Annotated in this window: 13 protein-coding genes; all 13 read left to right on the forward strand. The window is 48.5% G+C overall.

Features of this window, described 5'->3' with window-relative positions; genetic code table 11:
* Nucleotides 1-9 precede the first annotated feature (9 nt).
* The 13 genes from MKY44_RS00220 to spoIIE all read left to right on the forward strand — a co-directional run bounded on the left by MKY44_RS00220 (nucleotide 10) and on the right by spoIIE (nucleotide 15,541).
* The gene (locus MKY44_RS00220) at nucleotides 10-240 is read left to right on the forward strand and encodes an anti-sigma-F factor Fin family protein (RefSeq protein WP_017691368.1); all 231 of its coding nucleotides are present in this window, start codon (nucleotides 10-12) and stop codon (nucleotides 238-240) included.
* A gap of 272 nt (nucleotides 241-512) precedes the next feature.
* Entirely contained in the window at nucleotides 513-4,040 is a 3,528-nt protein-coding gene (gene mfd, locus MKY44_RS00225) for a transcription-repair coupling factor (protein ID WP_036606125.1), read from the forward strand.
* Nucleotides 4,024-5,172, forward strand: coding sequence for a peptidylprolyl isomerase (locus MKY44_RS00230; protein ID WP_341005671.1), 1,149 nt, complete (start codon nucleotides 4,024-4,026; stop codon nucleotides 5,170-5,172). Before mfd ends, MKY44_RS00230 begins: the two co-directional genes overlap by 17 nt.
* A gap of 330 nt (nucleotides 5,173-5,502) precedes the next feature.
* On the forward strand, nucleotides 5,503-6,045 hold the full coding sequence (spoVT, locus tag MKY44_RS00235; protein ID WP_036606123.1) for a stage V sporulation protein T: 543 nt from the start codon (nucleotides 5,503-5,505) through the stop codon (nucleotides 6,043-6,045).
* 166 nt (nucleotides 6,046-6,211) lie between these two features.
* Nucleotides 6,212-7,960, forward strand: coding sequence for a putative polysaccharide biosynthesis protein (locus tag MKY44_RS00240; protein WP_341005672.1), 1,749 nt, complete (start codon nucleotides 6,212-6,214; stop codon nucleotides 7,958-7,960).
* A gap of 149 nt (nucleotides 7,961-8,109) precedes the next feature.
* Nucleotides 8,110-9,603 carry a nucleoside triphosphate pyrophosphohydrolase gene (gene mazG, locus MKY44_RS00245; RefSeq protein WP_341005673.1) on the forward strand — a complete coding sequence of 498 codons (1,494 nt, stop codon included), beginning with the start codon at nucleotides 8,110-8,112 and terminating at the stop codon, nucleotides 9,601-9,603.
* Nucleotides 9,604-9,910: 307 nt separating this feature from the next.
* On the forward strand, nucleotides 9,911-10,183 hold the full coding sequence (locus tag MKY44_RS00250) for an HU family DNA-binding protein (protein WP_017691362.1): 273 nt from the start codon (nucleotides 9,911-9,913) through the stop codon (nucleotides 10,181-10,183).
* Entirely contained in the window at nucleotides 10,183-10,461 is a 279-nt protein-coding gene (locus MKY44_RS00255) for an RNA-binding S4 domain-containing protein (RefSeq protein WP_017691361.1), read from the forward strand. The genes MKY44_RS00250 and MKY44_RS00255 overlap by 1 nt, the downstream gene beginning before the upstream one ends.
* 172 nt (nucleotides 10,462-10,633) lie before the next feature.
* Entirely contained in the window at nucleotides 10,634-10,918 is a 285-nt protein-coding gene (yabP, locus tag MKY44_RS00260) for a sporulation protein YabP (protein WP_036606119.1), read from the forward strand.
* Nucleotides 10,915-11,484 (forward strand): spore cortex biosynthesis protein YabQ, encoded by a 570-nt coding sequence (gene yabQ, locus MKY44_RS00265; protein ID WP_091039114.1) that lies wholly within the window; start codon nucleotides 10,915-10,917, stop codon nucleotides 11,482-11,484. The genes yabP and yabQ overlap by 4 nt, the downstream gene beginning before the upstream one ends.
* Nucleotides 11,485-11,495: 11 nt before the next feature.
* Nucleotides 11,496-11,831 carry an FtsB family cell division protein gene (locus MKY44_RS00270; RefSeq protein ID WP_076254642.1) on the forward strand — a complete coding sequence of 112 codons (336 nt, stop codon included), beginning with the start codon at nucleotides 11,496-11,498 and terminating at the stop codon, nucleotides 11,829-11,831.
* 198 nt (nucleotides 11,832-12,029) lie between these two features.
* Nucleotides 12,030-12,560 (forward strand): S1 domain-containing RNA-binding protein, encoded by a 531-nt coding sequence (locus tag MKY44_RS00275; protein ID WP_017691357.1) that lies wholly within the window; start codon nucleotides 12,030-12,032, stop codon nucleotides 12,558-12,560.
* Between the two features lie 473 nt (nucleotides 12,561-13,033).
* On the forward strand, nucleotides 13,034-15,541 hold the full coding sequence (gene spoIIE / locus MKY44_RS00280; protein ID WP_179088724.1) for a stage II sporulation protein E: 2,508 nt from the start codon (nucleotides 13,034-13,036) through the stop codon (nucleotides 15,539-15,541).
* Nucleotides 15,542-15,570 lie beyond the last annotated feature (29 nt).

Consider the following 15,570-nt stretch of genomic DNA (forward strand, 5'->3'; position numbering starts at 1 on the left):
GGCATAAACATGTCAGTGAATTACGTATGTAGGCATTGCCGTACCTTTATTGGACGAATCGATTCTGCCCGGATAACGGAAGTAGAGCTTGGCTTTCATTTCTTGACCCCCGACGAGCGGAGGGATATAATAGCGTATAATTCCGGTGGTGACATTACCGTTCGGATTACATGTGATTACTGTAAGGAAGCCCTGGAGCACAATCCGGAGCTTAGCCTGCTCGCGAGTCCGCTTCAGTAGACATCGCCCATACAGGATCGAATGACAGTTGAGGGCGGTTGCGTAATAACGCTCCACCTTTTATAGCCTTGGCAGCCTGCTGAGGCTTCTTTTCAGTTGGCATGAAAGCCATCTCTAGCTCGAAATTAGGCTCAGCCGCATCAACAGATGTGGCAATGTTGCGAGTAATCCGATATGATGAAACAGGACAAAAAGGAATTTGTATCCATTTTAATAGTGATGCTACGCGTATGCGTGAGATAATCAAGTAAGTTATAAGAGAGGTGCCCCTTTTGTTACAAGCACTTATACAGGCTTTTTCCAAAGATCCGGACTTCGGGTCCATTACAGCCGGAATCAAGTCCGGCATGAAGGAACAATTGGTTTCGGGTCTATCCGGCTCGGCGCGTCAGATTATGCTGGCTGCCTTGCATCAGGAAATGAACCGACCATTGCTCGTAGTAACACATAATATGTTTTCAGCTCAAAAAATTGCAGAAGATTTACAGGAAGCGCTTTCACCTGATCAGGTGTTGATCTATCCTGCCAACGAGCTTGTCGCTGCGGAAGCTGCTGTTTCCAGCCCGGAAACATTGGGTCAGCGTATTGATGTGTTGGTCCGCTGCGCCCAGGGATTCAGGGGCGTTGTTGTTATTCCTTTTTCCGGGGTAAGACGTTATGTTCCGCTTCCGGAAGTGATGGCCAATGCTCGAATTTTGATTAAACAGGGCAACACACTTCAACTGGACTCCTTCCTGCTGGAGATGGTAAAGCTCGGATATGAGCGTGTGGAACGCGTGGAATCTCGTGGTGAGATGAGTGTACGCGGAGGTATCATCGACTTCTATCCGGTTACTTCATCGATCGCATATCGGGTGGAGTTATTTGATGATGAGATCGACTCCATTCGGACATTTGATCCAGCGGATCAGCGTTCGATTGAACGGATTGAAGAAATTACGGTTTTACCATGCAAGGAGTTAATTGCAGATCGTGAACGTATGGAAAAGGCTGCCGATGCGGCTGCTCTTTTGCTGGAGCAACAGCTGGAGAAAATGACGGACCGGCAGGCGAAGCTGCGTCTTCGTGAGGAAATTCACCGGGAGATCGAGCTTTTGCGGGAACACGTGTATTTCTCCGAAATGTATAAATATATTTCTCCGCTCTATCCGGAGAACAAAACGATCTACGACTATATGCCAGAAGATACCCTGCTGGTTCTTGATGAGCCTGCCAGACTATCGGAGACATCAAAACAGCTGGACCGTGATGAATCAGAGTGGAACCTGCATTTGATGCAAAACGGAAAAACACTTCCGGATCTTCCATTATCCGCAGACGGTGATGAACTCTTGTATGAGCGTCCATTCCAGACGCTGTTTATGTCGATCTTTTTGCGCCAAGTTCCACACACTCAACCACAAAACATTCTGAACTTCATCAGTCGTGGCATGCAGGATTTCCATGGACAGATGAACGTACTGAAGGCAGAGATGGAGCGTTGGCAGAAGGCCGGAGTCAAAGTGCTCATGCTGGCGAACGGTGAGGAGCGACTCGAGCGGATGCGCCGGGTACTGATGGACTATGATATTCCAGAGCCAGAGATGATGATCGGTAATTTGCAAACGGGATTTGAAATGCCGTCCATTCATTTGGCTGTTGTGACCGAGGGCGAGATGTTCTCGCAAAAACAGCGTAAAGTACGCAAACCGATTCGGAATGTAGATAATGCTGAACGGATCAAATCCTATAGCGAGCTAAAAGTGGGCGATTATGTCGTTCACCAGAACCACGGGATTGGTAAGTACCTGGGGATCGGCACCCTCGAGGTTGGTGGTATTCATAAGGACTACATGCATATTCTCTATGCTGGTGGAGACAAACTGTCTGTACCTATTGAGCAGATCGATCTGATTCAAAAATATGTTGGTTCCGAAGAGAAAGAACCGAAAATATACAAGCTGGGCGGCAATGAGTGGACACGGGTCAAAAATAAAGTCCGCACATCCGTACAGGATATTGCTGATGATCTAATTAAGCTGTATGCAGAGCGTCAGACCTCCAAAGGGTTTGGATTCGACAAGGATTCTGCGGAGCAGCAGGAGTTTGAGGACATGTTCCCTTACGATGAGACACGTGATCAGGTGCGTGCGATCGAAGAAATCAAAAAGGACATGGAACAAAACCGTCCAATGGATCGTTTATTGTGTGGGGATGTTGGTTACGGCAAAACCGAGGTGGCTATTCGGGCTGCATTTAAAGCAGCTATTGAAGGCAAACAGGTGGCTGTCCTCGTGCCAACAACCATTTTGGCACAGCAGCATTTTGAGACGTTCCGTGAGCGGTTCTCTGGTTATCCGTTCAACATTCATGTGCTTAGCCGGTTCCGCTCCCGTAAAGAGCAGAATGAAACAGCCAAAGGCATCAAGGCAGGCACAGTGGATATTGTCATCGGGACGCATCGATTGCTGTCGCAGGATCTGGTGTTCAAGGACCTGGGACTGCTCATTGTTGATGAAGAACAGCGCTTCGGTGTAACCCATAAGGAAAAACTGAAGAAGCTGAAAACCAATGTGGACGTGCTGACGCTGACGGCAACGCCGATTCCGCGTACGCTTCATATGTCCATGCTGGGTGTGCGTGATCTGTCCGTTATCGAGACTCCACCAGAGAATCGTTTCCCGGTGCAGACCTATGTGGTTGAACACAGTCAGGCGCTTGTTCGTGAAGCCATTGAGCGTGAGCTTGCCCGTGGTGGGCAAGTGTATTACCTCTACAACCGTGTTCAGGGAATTCAGGAGATGGCTGCCGAAATTTCTGAACTTGTGCCTGAAGCCAAAGTTGGTGTGGGACATGGTCAGATGTCGGAAACAGAGCTGGAGAAAACGATCTTGGACTTCCTGGATGGTGAATATGACGTGCTTGTGAGCACAAGTATCATCGAGACCGGGGTAGATATTCCGAACGTAAATACACTGATCGTACATGATGCGGATAAAATGGGACTCTCCCAGCTGTATCAGCTGCGCGGACGTGTGGGTCGTTCCAACCGTATTGCGTATGCCTATTTTACGTACCAACGGGATAAAGTGCTTACTGAAGTTGCTGAGAAACGTCTGCAATCCATCAAAGAATTCACCGAACTGGGTTCAGGTTTCAAAATCGCCATGCGTGACTTGTCGATTCGTGGTGCGGGAAATCTGCTAGGAGCGGAGCAGCATGGTTTCATCGCTTCCGTCGGGTTTGATCTGTATTCCCAGATGCTCGCAGAGGAGATCAACAAACGCAAAGTTACGATGCTTGGCGAGGAGCCGGTACCTTCTGATCAGTGGAACACAACCCTGGATCTCAGTATCGATGCCTACTTGCCGTCCGATTATATCTATGACAGTATTCAGAAGATTGAGATCTACAAAAAAGTGGCGGTCATTGCATCTTTCGACGATGCGATGGAATTGGAAGACGAATTGGTTGACCGATTCGGTGATCTTCCGGAAGCCGTCATTAACTTGCTGGCTGTTGCGCGGATGAAAGTATACGGAAAAATCTACGGTATTGAGTCCATTTCCCAACGCGGTGAGGACATTACCGTGAAGTTCTATGAAGGGCGTGAACATGCCTTTGAACTCTCGAAAATCGCGCACATTGGAAATCAGTTCGAAAGACGTGTACAATTTGAACAAGGACCCCATATGCTGATTCACGCTAAAGGCAAGGGGCTTGGGGATAAGCAACTGATGGAGCTGGTAGAGAAAATTCTGGAGTCCATGAAAACTGCTTTTAAATCAAAGGGGGAACTAAAGGATGTTACCAAAGTATAAAAAAGTAGGAAAAGTACTGTCTGTGAGCATGGTCGCAGTACTATCCTTATCACTGCTTGCTGCATGTGGCAAGAAGGAAGAAGCAAAAACACCTGAATCGACGGATACAAGTGCTGTAGTCGCTACGTATGATGGTGGTACCATTACAGCCAATGAATTCGACATGGAGCAACGTGTCATGAAATTCCTCTATCCGGAGTATGCACAAATGATGGATATGGACGATTTCAAAGAGTATCTGGTGAAACAGGAAGTTGCCTATGAATATCTGAGTGGCAAAGCAACTGAAGATGCCAAAACAGCCGGTACAAAAGCGGCAACTGAGCAATTCGATAAAATGAAAGCTTCTGTTCAGGCAGATCAATGGACAGAAATGCTCAAAGCTCAGAACCTGACTGACGACAACATTAAAGACTACATGACTCGGATCATGACAGTAATCAAAGATAAAGAAACAGGTGTTACGGACGATGCAATCAAGGCTGAGTTTGAGAAAAACAAAGATCAGTTCACAACGGCTTCTGTTCGTCACGTACTGATTAACTTCACAGATCCAAAAACGCAAAAAGAGCGTAAAAAAGAAGATGCACTTAAAATTGCAAAAGAAGTAAAAACCAAGTTGGATGGCGGAGCTGATTTTGCTGAAATTGCAAAAAAATATTCCGAAGATCCAGGTTCTGCTGAAAAGGGTGGACTGTATGAAAATACACCTGTAGGTAGCTGGGTAGAAGCATTTAAGGAAGCTGCAAAAACGTTGCCACTGAACAAAATCAGTGATCCAGTAGAGACAGAGTACGGTTACCACGTCATGAAAGTGGAAGCTCGTACAGAAGCTGACTTTGCCAAATTGACGGCTGAACAAAAAGAAAGTCTGAAGAGCCAATTGGCTGCAGCCGAAATCGATACGTTCATGCAAAATGAATTGGACAAAATCGTAAAAGAAGTTAAACTGCCAAAAACAGAAAAAGCTGAAGAAGGTACGACTGAAGGTACTACGGGTACAGGAACTGAAGGAGAGAAAACAACCGAACCAAAAACGGATGACTCCACAGGTACGGATACCAAGACTGACCAAGGTACGACTGGAACAGACAAAGATGCAACTACAGATGAAGGTACAAGCAGCAAGTAAGCTGGTAAAATTGCTGTGTTAGCATACGTTCAGGGTTAAATTCGCCCGAATGAATGCCTTGTACTACGTAAATATGGACAACCATACAGAGAAGCAAGGGGAGGACTTAGGACCTCCTTCTTGCTTCTTCTTGTATCTATTCAAGCAGTATGGGTACATGGTCGCCTTCTTCGAAAGTTACACAACTATATTCTCCGAAGCATGTATAAGGAAATGGGAACAGATGAATACTATGGTCAAGATATCACACTAAACGTTCTGGGACTTTCCTCTACCCATTAAGGAACAGTAGTTGAAAAATCTTCTCGAGAAAGTGGGGCAACATGTGAAATGAAAGCTACTGGTATTGTCCGCCGTATAGATGACCTTGGTCGTGTGGTCATTCCAAAAGAAATCCGCCGTACGTTACGTATTCGTGAAGGTGATCCACTGGAAATTTTCGTGGATCGTGATGGAGAAGTTATCCTTAAAAAATATTCGCCAATTGGCGAACTTGGTGATTTTGCCAAAGAATATGCAGAATCCCTGTATGAGAGTACAGGACATGTAACGATGATTTCTGACCGGGATACCATTATCACGGTGGCAGGTGGTTCGAAAAAAGAGTATTTGGACAAGCAGGTAGGTCAACTGTTAGAGGGATGTATGGAAAACAGGAAGACCATTTTGGAAACAAACAACGGTTCTTATGAGCTTAGCAAAGATCATGACGAGACGTTATCCTCTTTTGTTATTGCGCCGATTATTTCAGGTGGTGACCCCATCGGAACGGTTATCCTGTTCAATAAGGATGAATCGGTGAAGATGTCTCAGATGGAAGTGAAGATGTCCGAGACAGCTGCTGGTTTCCTTGGCAAGCAAATGGAACAATAGACCGCAGATCAACTCCTGGTGCCCTGTTTTGGGCATACGGGAGTTTTTGCATTTTATGGGACAACGAAGTTAATCCGGATGATTGTGATGGGGTAGGGTTAGTCTGTGTGCCTTCAGGCAGTTATAATAGCAAGGTATGCTTAAAAGGATTACGCGGGAGGGACTTATGAAACAGCCGTCTACAGGCTCAAGGCTGCTACAGGGTGCATTTATACTTGGGCTTGCTGCCATTATCTCTAAAATCATTGGTGCTTTTCAGAAGATTCCGCTGCAGAATCTGGGGGGAGACGGTGTATTTGGCATCTACAATACGGTGTATCCGTTATATATGCTCATTATCACGCTTGCTGCTGCAGGGCTGCCGCTTGCCGTATCCAAATTCGTAGCAGAACAGAACGCACTCGGAAGACCAGACGAGAGCAGAAGAATTATTCGACTATCTTCCCTACTGCTCGGGGGAATTGGAATTATAATGGCGCTCTTGATGTATGCAGGTGCGCCGCTGATCGCTGACATGATTGGCAACCACCATGTGGTTCCATCGATTCGTGCAGCTTCATGGGCGTTATTGTTCGTACCTGTGATGACAGGGCTGCGAGGATATTTTCAGGGATTACAGCAGATGGTCCCAACAGCGGTATCACAAGTGGTGGAGCAGACGATACGTGTCACCGTCATGATTGTTCTGCTTCTGTGGTTGATGAGACGGGACGCTTCGCTTGAGACTATTGCTGCTGGTGCCATGATGGGCTCCGTTGCTGGTGGAATGGTTGGGCTGTTAACCATGTTAGGGTACATGGTCCGTCATCGGCGGAAAGGCAGGGAAGTGGTCACCGAACAGTTGGATTCAGAATGGAGCAGTAATGGCGGAGAAGTTGGATCAGATCGTCATGAGCGTCAGGAGAATACACCGGTTACGCCGCTGAAGAAAACGGTGAGTGCTATTAACCCGGCTCTGGCAGAAAGATCACGATCCAATGGGGAGTGGATCAAGACGCTGCTCATGTACGCCATTCCCGTCTGTCTCGGGTCGCTGGCTGTACCGCTGATGAATCTGGTGGATACCTTCACCGTGCCCCGATTGCTGCGAGGAGAAGGACTGGACGAGCTTCAGTCAATGGTTTCCTTCGGCATCTATAACCGTGGATTGCCGCTGGTTCAACTGGTGACGATGCTGGCCACGTCACTGTCTGTGCTGTTTATTCCGGCGATGGCGGAAGCCCGGTTAAAGGGCGGGCCAGAAGCCGTCCGGCAGCAAGCAGGCCTAGCGCTGCGCTGGTTCTGGTTGATCGGCCTGGCGGCATCCGCGGGTCTCGCGGTGCTGGCGGAGCCGATTAACCGCATGCTGTACGGAGATGCCGCAGGCACCGAAGCACTGCGGTACATGGCGCTGACGGCTGCGGGCAGCACCGTCAGCATTATTGCGGCGGCGCTGCTGCAAGGCCTCGGCGCCGTGCGCGCACCCGCGTTCAGCATGCTGGCCGCCGCAGGCGTCAAGGCGCTGCTGAACGTCATGTTTGTGCCGGCGCTGGGCATCAGCGGCGCGGCCCTGGCAGGCGCAGTCGCCTACATGCTGGCAGCTGGCCTGAATGTGGCGCTGCTGGCGCGACTTGTCGCCCTGCGCCCTGCCCCTGGCGCCGTCCTGGCGAAGCCGGCGCTGGTGATCGCCGCCATGAGTCTGGCGGCGTTAGGCACGGCTTGGGCCGCCGAAGCGGTGCTCGGCGGCATCGGTATCGCGGCCGACCGCAGGCTGGCCGCGATGGGCGTGAGCCTGCTGGGCATTGCCGCAGGCTCGGCCGTGTTCTTGCTGGCGGCGGCCCGGACAGGGCTACTGACCGCCGCGGAGCTGGCGGCTGTGCCTAAGTTGGGGCCTCGCCTTGCCAAGCTGTTGCGCAGACTGCGTGTGCTGCGCTAGCTCCATGCTCACGGTGCCTCTACACCCAGCACAGCGAATATGCAATTATAGGATATCGAATGATTCTGGTATAATACGTGTAATTAGTCCTGTTCAGGCATGATGAATCAGTGAGCCTGGACAGGATAGTCCGGATGGAGGTTTACGTAATGAGTGCAGCTTTAACCGTAGTGGGTCTTGGATCTGGAGATGCAGACCAACTGACCGTAGGTATTATCAAAAAAATGAAACATGCAGCTACGCTTTATGTACGTACCCTGGATCATCCCGTATTGAATGATCTGAAGCAAGAGGGGCTGGAGATGACCTCATTTGATGCCATCTATGAGGCGAAGTCCTCCTTCCCCGAAGTATATGATGAGATCGCGAATCAACTGATAGAAGCCGCTCGCAAGGGTGAGACCGGAACGGAGATTGTGTATGCCGTACCCGGTCATCCGATGGTAGCAGAAGCAAGTGTGCGCCTGCTCAAAGAACGTTGTCCGCAGATGGGCATTTCACTGCGTGTCATGGGTGGAGAGAGCTTCCTGGACGAAGCCTTTATCCGGCTTGGATTCGACCCAATTGAAGGGTTTCAACTTCTGGATGCCAGCAGCCTGAACACGGAATTGGTACAACCACAGCTACATACGTTGATCGGACAAGTCTACGATGTGTTCACTGCTTCAGACGTGAAGCTGTGCCTGATGGAGGTTTACCCGGATGATTATCCGGTATTTGTTGGTCACGCGTTGGGTGTACAGGGCCAGGAGGTCATTCACAAGATTCCATTGCACGAACTGGACCGGATTGAAGGGTACGGCAATCTGTCACTGATCTATGTACCGAAGAACACCGATGATGCCTTGCGTCGCAGATCCTTTGCGCGTTTGCATGAGATCGTGAACATTCTTCGTAGTCCTGGCGGCTGTCCATGGGATCAGGAGCAGACACATCAGTCCATTCGCAAAAACCTGATTGAAGAGACCTATGAGGTCATTGAGACGATCGATGAAGATGACCCCGACCATATGAAAGAAGAGCTGGGTGATCTGCTGCTGCAGATTTTATTACATTCCCAGATGGAAGAAGAAGTGGGCACATTTAATGTGTATGATGTCATCGAAGGCTTGAATGATAAGCTGATCTTCCGCCATCCACATGTTTTTGGCGATAATCAGGCAGAAGATGCGAATGAAGCTCTTCAGAACTGGGAACAGATGAAGGCAGAGGAGAAGAAGCGCAAAGGCCAGGATCAGCAGAAGGTTTCCGTGCTGGATGGTATACCGCGTGACTTGCCTGCATTGATGAAGGGATACAAGTTACAGAAGAAAGCAGCCAAAGTAGGCTTTGACTGGGATGATGTTGAAGGTGTATTTGCCAAGATCGAGGAAGAACTGGCGGAGTTGAAAGAAGCGGTGCAACAAGGCCAGTCTGCGGAAGAACGGAAGCTCGAACTGGGTGATTTATTATTCGCAGCTGCCAACGTTGCAAGATTCATCGATACGGACCCGGAAGAGGCGCTTGCTGCGACCAACCGCAAGTTTGTTGGGCGGTTCCAGTACATCGAGGAGCGTTTGCGTGAACAGGGAAGAACACCAGCAGATAGCAATGTAGAAGAGATGGAGCAATTCTGGCAGGATGCGAAGAAAGCAGGATTATAACGGGTTCAATTTTCTGGTAAATACCGATAAACCTTATTCCATCATGTTATGCAGTGTGTTATGATATACGAACATGTGTTCATCTGTGTTGACTGGGATAGGTGTTTAGCGACGGATGGTTTCGGGTACTGGTCTTAGACTGTTGCCTGCGGACCATCGACAAAAAGCTAAAAAAAGTCGCGGACCAAGGCAGGATTTCAGATGCCAAGCCAGAATACATGTGTAGTAACCTAACGCGAAACCAGCGGCAATAACCTATTGCTCAGGCTCGCAGATACTTTTTTTTCAATTTGGGAGGCTTTTAAAAATGAACAAAACAGATCTGATTAACAACATTTCAACCAAAAGTGGTTTGACTAAAAAAGACGTTGAGTCCGTATTGAACGGCTTTTTGGGAGAAATTACAGATGCACTTGCCAGCGGAGACAAAGTACAATTGATCGGCTTTGGCACTTTTGAGACCCGCAAACGTTCCGGTCGTACCGGACGTAACCCACAAACAGGGAATGAAATCGTGATTCCTGAGTCCACTGTTCCTGCATTCAAAGCAGGCAACAAACTTAAAGAAGCCGTAAAATAATGCGTCTTGATAAATTCCTGAAGGTCTCCCGGCTAATCAAACGCCGCACTGTGGCCAAGGACGTCTCTGAACAGGGACGTGTTCTGGTGAACGGACGTGAAGCTAAGCCCAGCGCCGCTGTCAAAGTGGGCGATGAGCTGACGGTTCAGTTCGGTCAGAAACTGGTCACTGTGAGGGTGGAACGAATTGCCGAGAGTACCAAGAAGGATGAGGCGAGCAGCCTCTACACCTTGGTGAAGGAAGAGCCGATCGCCAAGGATAACGGAATGAACTGGTAACAGTACATCTGGTATTAAATATTCATTCAATGCAAGTTGAATCGAAACGTCCTCCTGTAACAGGGAAGGGCGTTTTTGTTTTTACTGGATGCCGGGTTATTTGTTCAACAACGCTGGTTCTATTCCAACCTCCACATCCATAAGCTAGGTGTAAGAAGGAGGGGTACATGCCATGGTTGAGCACGGTAAGGCCAAACAGCATCATCTGAGCATGCAGAATCGGAAACTGCTGGATCTGACGGGTGTCTCCAACGTGGAGAGCTTCGACAGTGAGGAATTTTTGCTGCAGACTGAACTTGGGCATCTGACCATCCGGGGGCACAATTTACATATCAAAAACCTGAGCCTGGAGGAAGGTCTGTTATCCATTGAAGGCACAGTCAGTTCGCTCCAATATCTGGACCCCGGTTCCCAGTCCAAAAATGGTAAAGGCCTGTTTGGCAAGATGTTCCGATGAGTCCGGATACTCAATGGATCACATTGATGTGGATGCTTACTTCGGGGGTCGTGATGGGAATGGCCTACGACAGTTACCGGGTACTGTCCGGACAGCTGCGGTTTCCGAGATGGAGTATACACACGCTCGATCTGTTGTACTGGGTTGCTTCCGCGCTGTTCGTTTTTCGGATGCTATACGCCGGAAACCACGGACAGTTGCGGTTTTATGTCTTTTTGGGGCTGATTATAGGGGTTTGCTTCTATTTTTGGCTTTTAAGTGTTACAACCCAGCGTTTTGTGGTAATGTTAATTAAACTCGCAAGAACGCTGATTCATTGGTGTGGACATATCCTTAACATCCTGATCGTTATGCCGGTTAAAGGAATTTATAAGTTAATTCGCGTATTATTCGGTTTTGTAATTGCGATACTATTATTCCTGGGCAGGCTGGTGCTGCAATGTTTGGTACCTTTCGGCAAGTTGTTCCGCTGGATGTTTAGGCCGCTCCTGAAACATTGGGTAACGCCACGCTTCATGATCCGTGTGGGTACAAGAATTGCAGCGATGTGGAAACGCTGGTTTTAAGGAGGTCCGTAATGGGTAAAACACCTGTGGGCAGATCAAAGGCTCCAACTAACCAAGGAAAATCTGCCGGTGCAAAAAGGCGCCTCATGCTTTGGATGACGTTTATGATTGTATTTGTAATATGGGCAGGATATACGTTCCTTGTGCAGAATGCACAAATTTCGGACAAGAGTTCTCATCTGGCCACTCAGCAAGCTTCAAAGGAAGATACGTTGAAGAAGCTGGAACAGTTGAAGTACGAAGTCAGCCGGTTGAATGACCCTGAATACATAGGACAGCTGGCACGGAAAAAAGGATATTATCTTCCTGAGGAAACGCCGATCCAGGTTGAAGAGTCAGGGAACTGATGGAATTCGGTCTATTACCGAGCTAGGTTTGTTATCCGTGTGTCTGAAGCCGTTAAACCGGAAAAAATAGGCTCTCTGATGGGGTAGTGTTCAGTTGACCTTGGTTTATGGCATAAGGTATAATTACATTAGCGCAGCATTGATTTTGGCATTCAAAAAATCGGGTTGTATATTTTTAAGGGAGGATCATTTTATTCTATGGCAATTGAAGTGGGCACCAAGTTAGAGGGCAAGGTGACAGGAATCACGCATTTTGGAGCATTTGTGGATCTGTCAGGAGGTGTCACGGGTCTCGTTCACATCTCGGAAATCGCCGACAATTATGTCAAAGATGTCAACGACCACCTGAAGCTGAATGACCTCGTTACAGTGAAGGTTATCAACGTTGACAAGGATGGCAAGATCGGACTTTCCATTAAGCAAGCTGTTGACAAACCGGTTGAGCAACAAACCCAATCTAGACCCCCGAGAGCTCCTAGACCGGAACGCAGTGGAGGAGATCGCGAACGATTCAGCGGCGGAGGCCCAAGTGGTGGCCAAGGTCGTGGTGGTGGCGGCGGTGGATTTAACCGTGGTGACCGCGGAGGCCGTTCTTTCAAGCCCGCAGCAGGCAAACCTTCATTTGAGGATAAAATGTCACGCTTCCTGAAAGATAGTGAAGAGCGGATCTCTTCGCTTAAGAAGAACACAGAAGGCAAACGCGGAGGCCGTGGAGCCAAGCGTGTGTAATCTGTCACAACCTGATCTAAACATATAAGTAAAACCGTTAGCCCATGGGCTAACGGTTTTTTTGCGTTTCTTTCACAGATAAGTAATTGAATAGCTTTTTTTGTAAGGTGAAGCTCCATATCCCCAGTTTTTCTGCACGGCAAAATGAAACCATAAGAACATTTGTCGTCTACCATTTTTTACCGACAGGTTTCCGTGGCATTCCACAGTTATCCTGCTCAAATGGTGGCGAGACCAAACCATCTCCGGTTCAAAATCAGACATTCCGATTGTCGGAATCAAGTAGGAGAATGAATGAAACCACAATAAGGCCGGGGGTTTCGCTCCACCGCGCCAGGCTTGTTTCTTTTGTCGTAAACTTTTTGGACCCTGCCCACCTATTCTGACAAACTACGTCTTCTAATCTATCTATAATCAGAACCATCGAGAACGAAACACGAAAATTCAAATTAATCGAATGGGGTGCCTTGAGGATGATGGAAAAGTGGAATGTCATTCAATTTCCGGGAATGAAAGCAGGTAAAGGAGGTACGGAAGCTCGGGAGGAGCTGTCGGTACGTCTGAAACAATGGCTTGGCTCCCGCAAGGCTGTCCAGATGGTTGCTTCCCGCAAATGGGTACTGCTGCTTACATTTATGGGGTTCCTGCTCGGAAAGGCAATGATCCTGAATGAGTTATCTCCCTTTGCCATTGCTTACTTCGCCGTAATTGCTTTCATGCGCAGGGATTACATCATTCCGGTAGGCGCCGCTTTACTCGCAGGTAGCCTCTTTGCACCGTTTCCAGTACCACTCATTGTTGCATCGGAGATCGCCATCTTTTATCTGCTCTTCCGCGGTCTGGAGTCATATGATCGTGCTGAATTATCTTATGCACCAACGATGGTGTTTACGACTACATTTATGGTCAAATTATTCGCGGTTGTGATCGGACCATCCTTCAGCTGGTACGCAATGCTAATGCTCACGATGGATTCGGTATTAAGTTTCGTGCTCACCCTTGTTTTTATACAAGCCATACCGATCTTCACTTACCGCAAAAAAAAGTTCAGCCTAAAGAACGAGGAGATCCTCTGCCTGATCATATTGCTCGCTTCCGTTATGACGGGAGCCGTAGGGTGGACCATTCAGTCCTTATCGGTCGAGCATATGCTCTCCCGTTATCTCATATTAATCTTTGCGCTGGTGGGCGGAGCCCCCCTTGGAGCCTCAGTTGGGGTCATTACCGGCTTGATTCTGAGTCTGGCTGACATGTCAGCGGTGTATCAGATGAGCCTGCTTGCTTTTGCCGGGATGCTGGCGGGTATGCTTCGAGAAGGCAAACGTGCGGCGGTTGCACTGGGCATGCTGCTGGGTTCGTCCATTCTATCCATATATCTGGGAGGACCGGGCGATGTGATGAACTCATTATGGGAGACGTGTGCAGCTATCGTACTATTCATGTTAACACCTAAAAGCCTGATGACGGCGATATCCAAATATGTACCGGGTACGCAGGATCATACGAAATCGCAGCATGAGTATGCCAAACGGATACGGGATATCACGGCAGAACGGGTAACCCGGTTCTCACAGGTATTCCGTCAATTGTCACGTAGCTTTGATCAGATGTCCGGTGCAGGGGAGCAGGTACAGAAAGAAGGTGGAATGGACCATTTCATGAATGCGGTTGCCGAGGGAACATGTGCAAGCTGCTTCAAGCGTACACAATGCTGGGATGCGAAGTTTATTCAAACCTACAAATATATGACGGACGTGATGAGTACGATTGAAGGAAACCCGGAGATCTCAGGCAAGCAGATTCCAGTGGACTGGAACAGGGTGTGTGCAAAACCGGAAGAGGTCCTTGAAGTCATGCGTGCCCAGTATGGACTGCATCAACATAACATGCAATGGAAGCGCCAAATTATCGATAGCCGGCAGCTGGTTGCAGAGCAATTGTCCGGTGTATCTCAGGTCATGGAGGACCTGGCCAAAGAAATTCAGCGGGAAAGTGATGAGATGGTACAGCAGGAGGAGCAGATTCGGGACGCACTGGAGTCATTGGGCTTGTCCATTCATTCCATTGAGATCATCAATCTGGAAGCGGGCAATGTAGAGATTGAGATTGTACATGCATATACACGTGGATTCGATGAGTGCCGGAAAATGATTGCTCCGCTGATCTCGGATGTACTGGACGAGCATATTGCCGTCTTGCATGAGACCATGACCGACCCTCGTCAGGGACTGGCGACCGTTACGTTTGGTTCAGCCAAAACGTTCGAGGTAACCACCGGTGTTGCTGCTGCTGCAAAAGGGGGAGATGTGATGTCAGGCGACAGCTTCAGTACGGTTGAGTTAGGTAATGGTACATTTGCAGTGGCGCTCAGTGATGGAATGGGCAATGGAGAACGGGCACGTATGGAGAGCAGCGCGGCGCTGAACATACTGGAACAGTTGTTACAGTCCGGCATGGATGAGAAACTGGCGATCAAATCCGTGAACTCCGTTCTGATGTTGCGCTCCCCTGAAGAGATGTATGCCACAGTGGATATGGCACTGATCGATGAATATACGGCAGAGACCACGTTTATGAAAATCGGATCGACGCCAAGTTTTATCAAACGAGGACAGGAGGTTATTCAGGTTTCGGCCAGTAATTTGCCGATCGGTATTATTAAGGATATTGAAGTGGATCTGGTGACGGTACAGCTACAACCAGGGGATATCCTCATTATGATGACAGATGGCATCTATGATGCACCGGGGTATGCGGTGAACAAAGAGTTATGGATGAAACGGCTTATTCAAGAGATTGATACGGATGATCCGCAAGATTTGGCCGATTGCCTGCTTGAAAGTGTCATAAGATATCAGCAGCATGAGATATTGGATGATATGACCGTCGTTGTTGGAAAAGTAGAGCATTTCCGCCCTGAATGGGCCACACTGCGTGTGCCTGGCATCAACCGGATGGAGCGTCCACGGACCGTCAGCTAATTGCATATTCTTCTGTTTGAAGTCTCTTC

The organism is Paenibacillus sp. FSL R7-0026, assembly GCF_038004485.1.
GTDB classification, from domain to species: domain Bacteria; phylum Bacillota; class Bacilli; order Paenibacillales; family Paenibacillaceae; genus Paenibacillus; species Paenibacillus xylanexedens_A.

Bases quoted from the DNA above. Each gene is read 5' to 3' on its own strand.
- MKY44_RS00230 (WP_341005671.1), top strand. From the start codon at position 4,024: ATGTTACCAAAGTATAAAAAAGTAGGAAAAGTACTGTCTGTGAGCATG.
- spoVT (WP_036606123.1), top strand. From the start codon at position 5,503: ATGAAAGCTACTGGTATTGTCCGCCGTATAGATGACCTTGGTCGTGTG.
- yabQ (WP_091039114.1), top strand. From the start codon at position 10,915: ATGAGTCCGGATACTCAATGGATCACATTGATGTGGATGCTTACTTCG.
- MKY44_RS00275 (WP_017691357.1), top strand. From the start codon at position 12,030: ATGGCAATTGAAGTGGGCACCAAGTTAGAGGGCAAGGTGACAGGAATC.
- yabP (WP_036606119.1), top strand. From the start codon at position 10,634: ATGGTTGAGCACGGTAAGGCCAAACAGCATCATCTGAGCATGCAGAAT.
- MKY44_RS00255 (WP_017691361.1), top strand. From the start codon at position 10,183: ATGCGTCTTGATAAATTCCTGAAGGTCTCCCGGCTAATCAAACGCCGC.
- MKY44_RS00250 (WP_017691362.1), top strand. From the start codon at position 9,911: ATGAACAAAACAGATCTGATTAACAACATTTCAACCAAAAGTGGTTTG.
- MKY44_RS00240 (WP_341005672.1), top strand. From the start codon at position 6,212: ATGAAACAGCCGTCTACAGGCTCAAGGCTGCTACAGGGTGCATTTATA.
- spoIIE (WP_179088724.1), top strand. From the start codon at position 13,034: ATGATGGAAAAGTGGAATGTCATTCAATTTCCGGGAATGAAAGCAGGT.
- MKY44_RS00220 (WP_017691368.1), top strand. From the start codon at position 10: ATGTCAGTGAATTACGTATGTAGGCATTGCCGTACCTTTATTGGACGA.
- mazG (WP_341005673.1), top strand. From the start codon at position 8,110: ATGAGTGCAGCTTTAACCGTAGTGGGTCTTGGATCTGGAGATGCAGAC.
- MKY44_RS00270 (WP_076254642.1), top strand. From the start codon at position 11,496: ATGGGTAAAACACCTGTGGGCAGATCAAAGGCTCCAACTAACCAAGGA.